Origin of the sequence: Chitinophaga sp. (assembly GCF_036569185.1) — a bacterium.
Taxonomy (GTDB): domain Bacteria; phylum Bacteroidota; class Bacteroidia; order Chitinophagales; family Chitinophagaceae; genus Chitinophaga.
Window position 1 is genome coordinate 39,660 of sequence record NZ_DATCRD010000156.1, and the last position, 14,086, is coordinate 53,745.

Here is a 14,086-nt window from a genome sequence, read left to right on the forward strand (position 1 = left end):
GCAATAGCCGCTATCATTATTTGTTGTACCCGATGCCTTCTTTATCCCAGCGGTTATAGAAGTACTGGAGAGCATTGGTGAACTGCGTAAAGTTTTTATTGGCAGGGAGGGTCCAGCCGTCTTCTGCATAAGCGGCGAGACGAGGAAACACCTGGTGGTTCATCGTTTTTACATCGGGGATCCATTCGCCCCACATCTGGCAGCCGCTGCCCAGTATTTTCGCGTGATATTCCGGGGCAAGACCCTCAGGGATCGGGTCAAAGCTATAGGCTTTTTCCAGTGATATGTCTTTGTAGCTGTAGTCCAGGTAAGTCATAGCGTGATAGGAGTTGATCACATCATATCCTTTGGATACCGCATCCGTGATCAGTTTCAGCTCTCCTTTCCAGAACTGTACAATAGTGCCTGCCGCGAGTTTTTCTGTGGCCGAAACATCTTTACTGTCGGTAAACTCATGCAGTTTGCTGCCCATGATCTCATTCCAGCCGGCCATACGGCGGTGTTTACCCGCCAGGAAGTTGGAGATATTGTTGGTGAAGGCGATCTGCAGATCCGCAGGAGAGCCCAGTTTATGCGCTTTCATATAGGCGTTTACACCGGCGTCCGCTTTCCACTGATCGTATTTTACTTCGTCGCCCCCGATATGGATCACTTTGGAAGGGAACAACGCTATTACCTCCTGCAGTACATCTTCCAGGAAAGCGATCACTTTGGGATCGGATACATTGAACACATCATAATGCACCCCGAACTTGCCCGGTACTTTGATAGGCGTGTGCGTGGTGCCCAGCCAGGGATAGGCGGCAATGGCGGCGCTGGAGTGGCCCGGCATCTCTATTTCAGGAACAATGGTAATGTGCCTGTCGGCCGCATATTTAATAATCTCTCTGATCTGTTCCTGCGTATAAAAACCTTCATGCGGTTTGCCATCATATACTTTGCTGTTCCAGGTACCGGATTGGGTGGAGTCGCGTTTACTGCCAATGGTAGTAAGCAGGGGATATTTCCTGATTTCGATGCGCCAGCCCTGGTCGTCGGTCAGGTGCCAGTGAAATATATTCATTTTCAGCAGCGCCATTTCATCCAGCAGGTGTTTTACGGTTTCGCCTCCTTTAAAATAACGGCCCTCATCCAGCATGAATGCCCTCCAGCCGAAGCGGGGCTTATCCTTAATGGATACGGCGCCAATCGTATATTCGTTCCCGTTGGCAGTAATGAGCTGGCGTAAGGACTGGATCCCGTAAAATACCCCGGTAGTGGTGGCTGCTGTAATGGTAATATTTTCGGGAGATACCTGCAGGAGGTAACCTTCTTTTCCCAGTTCTTTTTCCAGTTTTTCACTGAGAGAAAAGCGGATGTAATTGTTTTTCGCGGCGGGTTTCAGCGCGAGGGCAAGGCCATATGTTTCCTGCAGCGCCTGTTGCAGCTGGCCGGCCTCGCCGGTGCACCTGCCCGGAATGATAACAGTGGCGCCGGATAAGGAGAATGTGCCGGTTAATGTTTTTACTTCCAACGGCTGTGGAATAATATTGATCGCCTGCAGGGGCATGGCGCTTACCGATAACAACAGCAGGCAGGCAAATGCCAGTGTGGAGCGTAGTTTTAGCATACGTAGGATTTTATTGTTCACTTGGTTAAGCTGAAAAAGTACAATAAAATCCTGTGATTTAAAAGAATTGCGTTGTGCCTGGCCGGCGCGCCCAGGGTGCTGCCGCTGCTGTTCTGCCGGTACGGGTACCTGCCACATCATAGCTTTGTTGCTCCCAAAGGAGGAACAGCCGGTTACAGGTATGCACAACATCAGGTATCCTGTTCCATAAACCCGCTTGGCAAGCCGTTTTCCATGGAAGCATCGCCATAATCGTATTCCACGTCGGCATAATTCTGCGACAGGGTAATGGGCCTCTCCAGTTGCGGGAAAACCGGTACTATACGCAGTCCGGTGAATTTATTCTTCCATTGCTGCAGGGTGGCGGTATCCAGGTGAGCCGGGTGCAGGAGCCTGATACCCGCGTTTTCCGGGAAGCTAAGTGTATCGTCTGTCAGCGTTTTAGGTGTGGTATGCCCGTCGCAATAAAAAGCGGTGATCAGCTGATCTGCTTCATTGAACAGCGCCCATGCCAGGCGGCGGGCAAAAACAGACATCACGGGGTTTTGACGGAATACTGTTTGCCACTTTGAAGGGCTCCATTTCCGTTGTTCTTCCAGGAACTGCTCCAGTCGCTGTGTTTGCAGCCTGATGGTATCGGCCATTTCCTTGGAAAGTGCCTTGAAAGCATTCCTGGTTTCCCGGGGTGTGGCCACGGGGATGGCTTTCAGGCGACGGCCCTTATCATTGAGATAGGCGGGTTTAAAATTGTTATCCAGGAATGCGCGGTAAGCTTCGCCCCTTACTTCAAAGAACCTGTACAGTCCGTTGAAGCCGAATTCCGGCACCAGCGAGTCTATCAGTTCGTGCAGGGTAACGCCTCTTTCTGCTGCCGTTTGTTCCAGCGCTTTCAGGGCGGCTGCGCCAACTACCGCTTTGCGGAAGCGGTACCTGCGCGAGAAGAATTCCACTTCCCGGAGCGCTTTATTGCTGCCATGAAGGGCCAGTGCGCCAACACCGTGTTCCGCCATTTTCAGGCGTTTTGTGGTGATCCACAGCTGTATATCTTCACGTAATGTTTCCGCCAGTTCATCATCTCCCAGTAAGGCGGTGAGGGTCATGAGGTATTTCAACTTCAGATCTCCGCCCTGGTCGGCATACGCCTTATAGAGGGCCCGCGCAAAATCGCCGCTGCGCGAACGGTCGATCAGGCGCAGGAGGGGAATGGCTTCCACATCGGGGCGCACTTCAGTTACGCGCGACATGCGGTAAATGAGAAAGCGCATCATATCAGTGGTGAGCACAGTACCATCCAGCAGGTAGAGCGGAGGCAGGGCTTTGTCGTCCAGCCATTTCTCCGCTGGTTTGGAGAGCTTATGCCTTTTCTTCGCAAATGTGACCAGTTTGGTTACCAGTACCAGGTCGTCGGTATCTGTGAGGGTATGGCCTCCCAGCGTTTCCAGCATCAGGTCGCGGGCGTCGTCATTTACTTCCTTGTGGAGCGCGTGTTGCAGCAGTTCGCGGGCGTGTGCGTCGTCCAGTTTGCAGAGGATCTGTACGGCGGTCAGGCGCTGATCTGCTTTTTTATGCCCCAGCAGTTCCGCTGCCTTTTCCAATGCCTGGGGATGTTCCGCCAGGATAACGGCAACGAGCGTACGAACTGATTTGAGTTTATGCAGGGTGTAAGGCCAGAGCTGATCGATGTACAGTGCTTTATCCAGCCGGGAAAGTACCGGAAGCACCATTCTGGCATCGTAATCATTTTCCAGCGCCAGCAGCAGCATGGGCGCCGCCTGCCCGTTTAGCTCATCTGCCAGTACCTGGAAGGCTTCCGGGTGGAGGTAGCGTTTTTGCGCAAGCAGGTTGCCAAGATAAGGAACCGCCGCGGGGCGATCCAGATGCAGCACACTGCGTACCGCCAGCACGCCTGGGGGAAGGTTGCCGGGAGGTATGTTGCCGGTTACCTGTGAGCTGGCGGATTCCGGTGCAAGTGTACGGGCATCCGGCCAGGCCAGGAAATCGTAGGCTGCTTTCAGCAGCCGTTGATTATATTTTTCCGGGAGATGACCGGCGAGAAGGGAATAACCGCTGAGCGCTGCCGCGTAATCGGGCAATGCGGCCAGCTGTGTGGTGGTTTTCTCTACCAGCGGTTCATATTTATCGATATTGTTTTGTAATAATACACGGGAAACCGCTTGCTGATCGGGGATGTATCCCGGCAGCAGCAATATATTTTCCAGGTACTCCATTTCCCGCTCCGGGTGCCCTTTTACAAGTAACCGGAAGAAAAGCGAGTTCCATCCTTTTTTACGCCAGGTGTTTACATAGGCGTCTACTACGGGCCGTTCGGCGCTTTTGATCAGGTCCTGCAGGAATTTACGTACAGGCGTAAACTTTAGCGGCGACAGGTCGAAGTTGTTGCCATCCCTGGAATGGCTGATCATAAGGGTGCCTATTTCTTCCGGTGTGCAGCCCCGTTGCTGGAGATAGCTGGTAAAATAGCTGAACCGGAGCACAATAGAAGAAGAGGTGCCGGGCTTATCCATCATGGGAAGGATGGCCGACAGGAAGGTTTCCCTGCATTCGTTCCATACAAGCGGCGCCGCGATCAGCTTTAATATCAGCCGGTCGTTATCGTCCCAGAGCTCAGGAATTTGCAGCAGGGGAATGAAATGCCCCATTTGCCGGGCGGTTTCAGCGGTGTTAAATACCGGTGTTTCATAGGTATGCCCTGTAAGGAAATCTACTCCGGACTGTATAGCGCCTGCGATGTTTTCATAGTCGTTCAGTTGTTCCAGTTTTTCAACAAGCGATAGTATAGTTTCCTTTTTGTGTGGCATAAGGTATAGATAGATTCAGTTTATTTTTTCAACACAATATCTTCTTTTGCGGCCCATTGTGCAACATCCTGTTTACTCAATGCGCAGGCCATCATTTCCGGGAACTTATCCGGAGAGCAGGCAAATACAGGTATTCCCAGGTTTGCCAGGAACTGTGCGTTTTCGTGATCGTAGCTGGGGGCGCCTTCATCATTCAGCGCCAGCAGTACAATTACCTGTACGCCCGATGCCGCAAGCTCAGTAAAGCGTTTCCTCATATTTTTTTCATCTCCCCCTTCAAAAAGATCAGTGATCAGTACAAGCACTGTATCTGTTGGCCGGGTAATGATTTGTGTACAGTATTTCAATGCAGCATGGATATCAGTTCCGCCCCCCAGCTGCACACCGAAAAGCAGTTCCACGGGGTCCTGCAATTCTTCCGTAAGGTCTGCCACGGCGGTATCAAACACTACCATCTGTGTTTTCAGCGCCGGGATGGAAGCCATTACCGCACCAAAGATACCAGAATAAACGACAGAGGTACCCATAGAGCCACTTTGATCCAGGCATAATACCACTTCTTTGAGCGCCGACCGTTTACGGCCATACCCGATCAGGGTTTCCGGGATGATGGTTTTATAATCAGGTTGATAATGCTGCAGGTTTTTCTGAATAGTAAGCGGCCAGTTCACCTCGTTGCGCCTGGGGCGGCGGTTGCGCGCGCTGCGGTTCAGGCTGCCGGTGATGGCTTGTTGTGTAGGCTGCGCGAGTTTTCTCATCAGTTCATCCACTACTTTTTTTACTACCTGGCGGGCAGTGTCTTTGGTTTGTTCCGGGATCACCCGGCTCAATGTCATGAGAGTGGCTACCATATGCACATCGGGTTCCACGTTTTCCAGCATCTCTTTTTCAAAGAGCATCTGTGTGAGGTTCAGGCGTTTGAGGGCGTCCTGTTGCATCACCTGCACTACAGAGGCAGGAAAGTAACTTCTGATATCTCCCAGCCAGCGGCTTACGTTCGGGGAGGATGGTCCCAGCCCTCCCTGCCTGGTGCTGTCGTACAGGGCTTCCAAGGTTTTATCCAGTTGCAGGTCCGTTTTATTCAACGAAAAGGAGGTACCGTCGTTCTGGGCTCCTCCCAGTACGAGCCGCCACCTGCGAACCTGTTCATCATGCTCCATCCGGTAATAGTTTAGCGTCTTTAAATCCCAGCATCTGCATCACTACAGGGACACCGCGGGCGCCCCGCTCATGGTCAGTATCTCCTGTGGCAGCTGCTTTTATGCTGGTTCCATTCCCACCGTGCTTCACTTTGTCGCCCAGTTTTTTTCGTTCCGGGGCAGTAAAGTTAGAAAAGGTGCGGCGTAATAACGGCAATACCTGTATGAAAATATCATTTTCCAGTTGGGAAACCCAATTATGCACCATATTCCACAGTTCTTCATCAAGCAGCAGGAGGGTACCGCTGCCTTTGAGGAATCCTTCCAGCCAGGCGGCCGCCAGTGCCGGCGGGTTGGCTACGGACATGGCTACACTGAATGCTTTTACCAATGTGTCCCCGGTCATTATTTTGCTGTCGAAGAGCAGACGGGAGGCATAGCCGGCAATCATCGGAGCGGATTGAGGGTTGCCGGAGATTGCCGTCAGTGTTTCCTGCCAGGAAGCGGTAAGCGCATGGTGCTGTACCAGGTTGATGGCGTCGTTCATGGCGAAGAAGAGGTCCAGCAACGGGAGGGCGGCATCATCGGCCACGGCCGTGCACGCAGCCGGTAAGCTGATACAGATACGGCTTATCATGCTTTCGGTGATACTATTGACCAGTGCCGCATCTGTTTTACGTACGTTGCCATACCTGCTGATGTTCACCAGGGAAGGAATCACTTCCATCAGCTGGAGCACATCGCCGGATGCTGCTGCCAGGTTACTGATGCGATGGATCAGCACTTCCACAACGGCGGGCAATTCCGCCGGGATGGCCGATTCCAGCATTTTGCATACCTGCTGCAGGGTGCCGGCGTTATTTGCGGCGCTGGTTACAAAATTGGTAGCAGCTTCCGCTACCGTGTTGCCCCAGCTGCCTTTTTCAATGATATCAATAGAAAAGGCGGGGTCCCATTGCAGGCGCCATTGTTCTTTAAAGGTGCCTTTACCGGATACTTCATAGCGCTTCCCCCAGTATATTTCCAGCAACTGCAGGCGGTGAAGGAAAATGCTTCTCTCCAGGTCCGTATCTTTCCGGAGGTCGAGAATATAATCTTTATAATCGGCTGTTTGAGGCAGCCGCAGTTTTTTCTGCTGCCGGGTAATATCCGATTGCAGCGGTGGTGCGGGCACCCCCGCAGGTACTTTTCCGATGCGGTTGCGTACAATCAGCTCGTCGCGGATCAGCTGCATGAGAATACTTTCACCGTTGCAAAGCACGCTGAGCGTAGCCTCGTTAAGTTCCTCCAGTCCCGGCCGCGGATAATGACGGAGGGAAGCAAGCGCATTGGCGAGCCGTACCGCTTCCATTACATGCGCCACAGAGGTATCCTGTTGCTGTTCCCGGAAGAGTTTAGCTACCAGCGCCATCCAGCGGGTACCGTCATCCGACGGATGCTCCCAGATATGCTCATACCATCCCGGCGATGGAATGCCGGCGCCGTAGCCGCTTTCATAACTGAGGCGGCTATACGTCCATGGGATCCAGGTGCACTCCACTTTTGTTTTCGGGAGCCCTTTCAGCAATTCGTTATCGTCTTTTTGTCTGGGCATAGTTTGCAACGCCGGCGCATGCCAGGCGCCGCATATTACGGCAATGCGCTGGAACATTTCCTTCTCCGCCTGGCGGATGCACTTGCGCATCCAGGCTTCGCGGAGGGCTTCTTTATGATCGTAGCGCCGGGGCAGTTCTTCCCGGAGCGCCTGCATGGCATCGTGTACGGCTTCAAATACCTGTTCCTGCCCGAGGCGGTATTCAAACATATGTTCCCACCAGCGTTCACCGTCGTCGTAACCGGCGGCATGGGCCAGGTGGGCTACGGGGTCCTGTGGTGAGGGAGGGAGGAATTCCAGGTCCAGTTCTGCAGCGGTGAATCCTTCGGTGGAGGAGTTACGCCGGGGCTGTGGATTTGTAGCGTAATCGTGTTGGGCGCCGGAACCGGGAGTATGCGTGTCACCTGGTTTATTTTTTTTAGCGCTTGCTGAGTGTGTACCGGTAATATTTTTTATAGCAGAATTATGCGGATGTTGGGTACCGTTAAGATTTTCTATAGAAGCATCCTGCAAAGGAGTAGCACCGTTTGCGCCCGTACCTGTCAATTTATTTGCAGTGGAATTGCACCATTGATTAGAATTGTCCGGAGAAGAAAAAGAGCTGGTATGAGCCGCGGTATTTAACTCTCCGGGGGGCGTCAGTTCATCTGCGCCTGGAGAATCAGTTGTCGGCGTATCTTCCTTTTGGTTTTTCGCCGCTCTTTTTGCCGCCGCTTCATTCTCCATTGCGAATACATGCGCCAGCGGGAGATCCATGAACCGTGCGTGGATGCGGTGGTTTTTAGCATATAGCATTGCCTGCCATTCCGGGGAGAAGGCAGCAAAAGGATAGAAGCATGCTTTCTGTGGACTATCCGGCTGGTAGGCCAGGATAGCTACCGGCGGTTGCAGTTCCTCATGACCCGCCCATTGCAGCAATGCATCCGCTTCCGGTGGGCCTTCAATCAGCACAATATCCGGTTTCAGCTCTTCCAGGAAAGCTTTTACATTCCTGGCGGAGCCAGGACCGTGGTGCCGGATACCTAATATATGTACAGACATACGTCGATCATTATTTATATAAGAATGAAATGCCGGTTGTTTGACATCTTCCTAAAATATACTGAAAGTAATTTTTGAACAACTTTAATGTAATATCTACATTATGATAATGTTATAAAATTATTATTAAAGCAAAGCATTAAGCGTTTAACCCGCTCTTTTGCATGTCAGATCAGCCGCTCCGGCGATGTTTGTTACAGCCGCCGGAGGAAAAGCGGACCGGCTTAGTTGGTACCTGGCATTTGCACAAAAGGTGGACTTGATCCGCTTAGCTCATACTTAGCACCTGCACAGAAGGTGGACTTGATCCGCTTAGCACCTACCTCGCAATTGCACAAAAGGTGGACTTGATCCCATCCTTACGCCAGGTCACGGCAGGCGCGGTACACGTCTTTCCATTCCTCTCTTGTTTTCACTACTGTTTCCAGGTACTCCTGCCAAACCAGTTTATCCTGTACGGGATCTTTCACCACAGCGCCGATGATACCGGCGGCGAGGTCGGCGGCATTGAGCGTACCATCACCAAAATAGGCCGCGAGGGCCAGGCCATTATTCACCACGGAGATAGCTTCAGCGGTGCTGAGGGTACCACCGGGCGATTTCAGCTTGGTTTTACCATCGAGGGTAACGCCGTTACGAAGCTCACGGAAGATAGTGACAATGCGGCGGATTTCCTCTACTGCAGGTTTTTCTGCCGGCAGATCCATTGTCTTTTCAAAACTTTCCACCCGTCTTCTTACAATATCAATTTCTTCTTCCATAGAATCCGGAACCGGCAGGATAACGGTATTGAAACGCCGTTTCAGTGCGCTGGACAATTCATTGACTCCTTTATCGCGGTTGTTGGCGGTAGCGATGAGGTTGAACCCTTTACTGGCCTGTACTTCAGTATTCAGCTCGGGGATGGGCAGCGTTTTTTCAGAGAGGATGGTGATCAGCGTATCCTGCACATCGGCGCCGATACGGGTAAGCTCTTCGATGCGGGCAATTTTGCCTTCCTTCATGGCGCGCATCACTGGCGTTTCCACCAATGCATTGGGAGAAGGGCCTTCCGCCAGCAGGCGGGCATAGTTCCATCCATACCGCACGCTTTCTTCACTGGTGCCGGCCGTACCCTGTATAATGAGCGTGGAATCGCCGCTGATAGCGGCAGCAAGGTGCTCGCTCACCCAGCTTTTTGCTGTACCGGGTAAGCCATACAACAGCAGCGCCCTGTCGGTAGCAAGCGTGGCCACGGCTATTTCCATGAGACGTTTGCTGCCAATATATTTAGGGCTCACTTCAAAACCGTTCTTCAGTTTCCCGCCGGTGAGGTACGTCACCACCGATTGAGGCGATAACAGCCAGTTGTACGGGCGCTTGCCTTCATCTTCTTTTTTCAGTTCTTCCAGTTCCTGTGCATATAGTTGTTCGGCGTGGTAACGTAAAATGTCTGACATGGTATGTTGATTAATATGTTTGGATTAAAGTGACTGTACCTGGCTTTTTGCCTGCAGCAGCCGGCCCAGGTGAACTTTTATATTATTCCAGTACCCGGTATGATAGGCTTCCACTGGTGTGATATCGTCCAGGGTAGCGGCAATACCAACAGGGATAAGCCGGATATGGTTATTCATGAACTGTTGATTATACGTGTAAGGCTGTGTGGCCGCATATTTGAATATCCGTGCACACAGCTGAAGGCTCCATTCCTCCTGGTGTTTGCAGGCATATTCAATAATAGTGTCCGGGTGCTCGTCAAAGAATTTTTCACCGAACTCCTGTTGCTGTGCTGCTGGCAGCAAGGGAATGATATCTACATAAAATGTTTCACTGTGCTGCATAAACGAAAGGGCCCGCTCTTTATCTTCAAACCAGGCGATGGCCAGTACCAGTGCAGGAACAAAGGGTTGCAGCGATTCCTGTTGCTGGAAGAGGGCAATGACCCTTTCTGTATCCCGGTTGAAATGTTCTTCCCAGCGGGAGGGATGTACGCTGCTAACCAGCTGGTACAGCACATGCGTGTCGTCCGAAATTGTTTTATCGTTGCTGAACTTTTCGATGCCGCTGTGGAAGATACTGTCGTCGGTTATTTCCGGGAGGGCTACCGTCACCTGTCCGAATTTATCCAACTGTATGGCGCCGGCAATGATCTGCCAGTATTTTTCATGAAGGGAGGAGCCGGGCAGTTTTTTCAGGATGCGGGTAGCGGTTTCTTTTACCTGTTTGCTTTTTTCCGTGAGAAGGGATTCCAGCCAGGGGATATCTGCAGGATCGGCGGGATGTTCCAATACGGAGAGCAGTTCTGTTTTTACCGTAACGCTTTCCTTTGGCCAGGATTGTTCCAGCCAGGTGCGGGCCATAACGGGATCGGCTGCACGTAGTTCTTTCAGGGCCTCCACGCGTTGTGCAGTGGCGCCGTTGTGCCACCTGTCTTCAATAGTGTCTGCCACGCGGGAAAAGTTCCAGTCGGGGTTAAAATGCCCCAGCCATGCTGCCCTTTGCCCGCCGGTGGCGGCAATCAGCGCACGCAGTGATTTATTCCGCCAGCCCTTATCCAGCATCACGGGTAATTGGGCCGGTGGCACCAGTACATTGGCTTTTACGCAGTATTCCAGCCATAATTGCAGCAGCTGAATGCTTTCCGTTTCCAGCACCTGCTGCAATACGCGGGTAGCGGCGGGTTTGCAGTAAGCTTTTGTTTCAGGCGGGCAAACCTTCATGGGCGTTGCATTGGCGGTGATGGGCCGGGTACCGCTTTGCCGGTAATTATACAGCACTGCTGCCAGTTGCAGGAATTTATCTTCTTTATCAGTATCGGCTTGCGCCAGTATGGTATCGGCCGCCTGCAGCAGCGGGCCGCTCATGCCGGTGTTGCCGGCCGGCTTTTTAGCGGTGCCGAGAAGGGCGGTATTAATAAGTTGATTCCAGTGCTCCATTATAATATTTTGTATTCCTGTTCATGCCAAACGCCAATGGGCTCGTATTGGGTTTCTTTTCCTGTAACTGCCATATGCAGGGGGCTTCCACCACTCAGCGCCAGCAGTTTCCAGATATGCTGGAAGGTTTTTTTCACAGGCATCAGTTGCTGCCGGCTGTCCTGCAGCCACCATTGTTCCGCATGCCATACAGGGGTAAGATCTGCAATCGTATATACCTGGTCGTTATAAACGGGAAGTACTTCACTGATGCTGGTTTGTGCGGATACCACTTCTTCCCAGCCCGCGTAGCCGCTGAAGGAGTGATTGGCCGGTACGGTTACCTGTTGTTTGATGAGCGCGCGGAGCGGGGCGGCGGACGGGTAAAACACCAGTTCCGCATTAATAGCGCTGCCGGGAGTGAGGGTATTGTTGATGGTACTTTGTCCGCGTACATAAAACTGCAGGATCAGCGCAGGCCGTTTGGTATGCACGCCGCGCAACCAGTAGCGCTCTGTCACGAGGCGGTCTTCCTCCGTGGTTTGTTTGCCCAGCACCTGCCAGGTATCAGTGATACCGGTTTGTTCTTTCAGTTCTTCCTGCGAGGTGGAAAAGCCGGCGAGGGTGCGGATGTCCTGTTGTAAAGCAGAAGGTAGTGCTGAAAGGTGCTGGTAGCCCTGGATCACAAGATAGATACGTACCAGCTGGTTCATGAATGCCGACTGCCAGCCTTCATGGAAGTAGCTGATGTCTGCCAGTTCCCGCATCATGCCGGCCAGCCCCGGGGCCTGTGCGTCTACCATGCGGCGGATCATATTTTCGAAGAAGGAGGGATCTTTTTCCGGGAGGTCCATAATACCGTTGCGGATGAGATCTTTCATCCAGCGGAGCAGTTCTGCGGCGCCATCGCTTACCTTTTGCATGCGCGCCTGCTGGCGTTTGGCCTGCGCGTTGGTATCCGGCTGCTTCTCCGTAGCAGTAGCGGTGGTGTTTTTCTTTTCTTCCCTTTCGGCGCGTTTGGCGAGCCATTCGCTGACCCAGGAGGGAGGTGTTGTTTCCGTGAAAGAAGCCCGTTGCCTGAAATAGAGCAGCAACAAGCCCAGCCCGTGTTTACAGGGAAATTTACGGCTGGGGCAACTGCATTTGAATGCCATGTTGCCGGTATCTACCTGTGTCTGGTATGGTTTGCTGCCGCTGCCCTGGCATTCGCCCCATAACGCTGATTCGCTGACGCCTTTACTTACCCATTTCGCCGGGTTGGCCAGGTCCTTTCCGGATTTGCGGGAAGATTCATCTGGCGCCATCGCAAGCACTTGTTCGTCGGATAGGTTCAATGGATTAACGATTTAAAGCGCAAAGTAAATAATTCCATAAAATAAAAAACCAAATATCAGACAACACTACGCAGTGTATCTGATATCTGGTTTTATTATTTAAGTATTGTTATGTCAGAGGAATCCGAGCTCCAGTTTGGCTTCTTCGCTCATCATCTCTTTTGTCCAGGGCGGATCAAAAGTAAGATGCACATCTACATCGGAAACTCCTTCTATATTCCTGATCTTTTCATCTACCTCCCGGATAATATCACCGGCTACAGGGCAACCCGGAGCGGTAAGGGTCATATCAATACCGATCCTGTTATTTTCTTTGATCTTTACTTCATATACCAGTCCAAGTTCCCATATGTTCACCGGTATTTCCGGGTCGAATACGGTTTTGAGCTGTGCTTCTATCTGTTCTCTTAATGTTGCTTCACTCATTGCTGGTTAATTTTAGCCTGGTAGGCGATAGCATACAGCTTCATTTGTTTGAGCATGCTCAGCAACCCGTTGGAGCGGGTGGGAGAGAGATGGCTGCTCAGGCCGATGGCATCTATAAAATAAATTTCCGCTGTAGCAATTTCCTGTGGCGTATGACCGGAAAGTACATATATCATCAGGCTTACCAGGCCTTTGGTGATCACCGCGTCGCTGTCGCCGGTAAAGAACAGTTTCCCGTCTTTCAGCTCTGTGTGCAGCCATACGCGCGACTGGCAGCCCTTGATAAGATTATCTGGTGTTTTATATTCTTCTGAGATGAGCGGTAATTCTTTACCCAGCTGGATGATATATTCGTATTTATCTTCCCAGCTGCCCATCACCGAAAAATCGGATATTATTTCTTCCTGTATTTCCTGGATCGTCATATTCACCTGTTTACAAAAGCATGGCAGTGGCTCTTTTAATACCGGCTACCAGTTTGTCTATTTCTTCTTTGGTATTATAGAAAGAGAGGGAAGCGCGCACGGTGCCGGGGATCTTAAAGATATCCATCAGCGGTTCGGTGCAGTGGTGCCCTGTTCTTACGGCGATGCCTTGCTGGTCCAGCAGTTCACCCATATCAAACGGGTGGATGTTGTGCACCAGGAAGGAGATGGCGCCGCTTCTTTCTGCTGCGTCGCCTATAAAGCGGATCCCATCGATCTTGCGTAGTTCCTGCATGGCATATTCCATCAGCTCTTCTTCCCATTGCTGGATTTTAGAGATACCGGTTTGCTGCAGGTATTCGATAGCGGTGCCCAGTGCAATGCCACCGGCAATGTTGGGGGTACCCGCTTCAAATTTATACGGCAGTTCGTTGTAGATCGTTTTTTCGAAAGTAACGGTTTTGATCATGTCTCCGCCACCCTGGTAGGGGGGCAGTTTATCGAGCCATGCCTTTTTACCATAGAGCACGCCGGTGCCGGTAGGTCCATAGATCTTATGGCCGGAGAAGGCCAGGAAATCCACATCCAGCGCCTGTACATCAATACTGATATGCTGGATAGCCTGTGCAGCATCGAGCAGTACCGGTATATTGCGTGCATGCGCCAGCGTTATAATGTCCTGTACCGGGTTAATGGTTCCCATGGTGTTGGAAACGTAGGTAACGGCTACTATTTTCACGGTGTCGTCCAGCATGGTTTTGTAAGCATCCATGAGGAGCTCGCCGCGTTCATTGATAGGAAT

At 51.8% G+C, this 14,086-nt stretch carries 11 protein-coding genes; all 11 read right to left on the reverse strand.

Features of this window, described 5'->3' with window-relative positions; translation table 11 throughout:
* Window positions 1-16: 16 nt before the first annotated feature.
* Window positions 17-1,609: a beta-N-acetylhexosaminidase gene (locus VIM72_RS11535; protein ID WP_332002988.1), complete on the reverse strand. Its 1,593-nt coding sequence runs from the start codon at window positions 1,607-1,609 to the stop codon at window positions 17-19.
* A 58-nt stretch (window positions 1,610-1,667) separates the two neighbouring features.
* Window positions 1,668-1,796 (reverse strand): hypothetical protein, encoded by a 129-nt coding sequence (locus VIM72_RS11540; protein ID WP_332002989.1) that lies wholly within the window; start codon window positions 1,794-1,796, stop codon window positions 1,668-1,670.
* Window positions 1,797-1,800: 4 nt separating this feature from the next.
* Window positions 1,801-4,428, reverse strand: a complete 2,628-nt coding sequence (locus VIM72_RS11545; protein ID WP_332002990.1) for a DUF4132 domain-containing protein — start codon at window positions 4,426-4,428, stop codon at window positions 1,801-1,803.
* A gap of 20 nt (window positions 4,429-4,448) precedes the next feature.
* Window positions 4,449-5,588, reverse strand: coding sequence for a VWA domain-containing protein (locus tag VIM72_RS11550; RefSeq protein ID WP_332002991.1), 1,140 nt, complete (start codon window positions 5,586-5,588; stop codon window positions 4,449-4,451).
* Window positions 5,578-8,202, reverse strand: a complete 2,625-nt coding sequence (locus tag VIM72_RS11555; RefSeq protein ID WP_332002992.1) for a DUF5682 family protein — start codon at window positions 8,200-8,202, stop codon at window positions 5,578-5,580. The genes VIM72_RS11550 and VIM72_RS11555 overlap by 11 nt, the downstream gene beginning before the upstream one ends.
* A 359-nt stretch (window positions 8,203-8,561) precedes the next feature.
* On the reverse strand, window positions 8,562-9,641 hold the full coding sequence (locus VIM72_RS11560; RefSeq protein ID WP_332002993.1) for an AAA family ATPase: 1,080 nt from the start codon (window positions 9,639-9,641) through the stop codon (window positions 8,562-8,564).
* Window positions 9,642-9,665: 24 nt separating this feature from the next.
* Entirely contained in the window at window positions 9,666-11,120 is a 1,455-nt protein-coding gene (locus tag VIM72_RS11565; protein ID WP_332002994.1) for a DUF5691 domain-containing protein, read from the reverse strand.
* Window positions 11,120-12,433 carry an SWIM zinc finger family protein gene (locus tag VIM72_RS11570; RefSeq protein ID WP_332002995.1) on the reverse strand — a complete coding sequence of 438 codons (1,314 nt, stop codon included), beginning with the start codon at window positions 12,431-12,433 and terminating at the stop codon, window positions 11,120-11,122. Before VIM72_RS11570 ends, VIM72_RS11565 begins: the two co-directional genes overlap by 1 nt.
* Before the next feature lie 114 nt (window positions 12,434-12,547).
* On the reverse strand, window positions 12,548-12,859 hold the full coding sequence (locus VIM72_RS11575; RefSeq protein WP_332002996.1) for a DUF59 domain-containing protein: 312 nt from the start codon (window positions 12,857-12,859) through the stop codon (window positions 12,548-12,550).
* The gene (locus VIM72_RS11580) at window positions 12,856-13,284 is read right to left on the reverse strand and encodes a SufE family protein (RefSeq protein ID WP_325646912.1); all 429 of its coding nucleotides are present in this window, start codon (window positions 13,282-13,284) and stop codon (window positions 12,856-12,858) included. Before VIM72_RS11580 ends, VIM72_RS11575 begins: the two co-directional genes overlap by 4 nt.
* A gap of 10 nt (window positions 13,285-13,294) precedes the next feature.
* Window positions 13,295-14,086 (reverse strand): cysteine desulfurase (locus VIM72_RS11585; protein WP_332002997.1); only part of this gene is annotated, 792 nt, incomplete at its 5' end.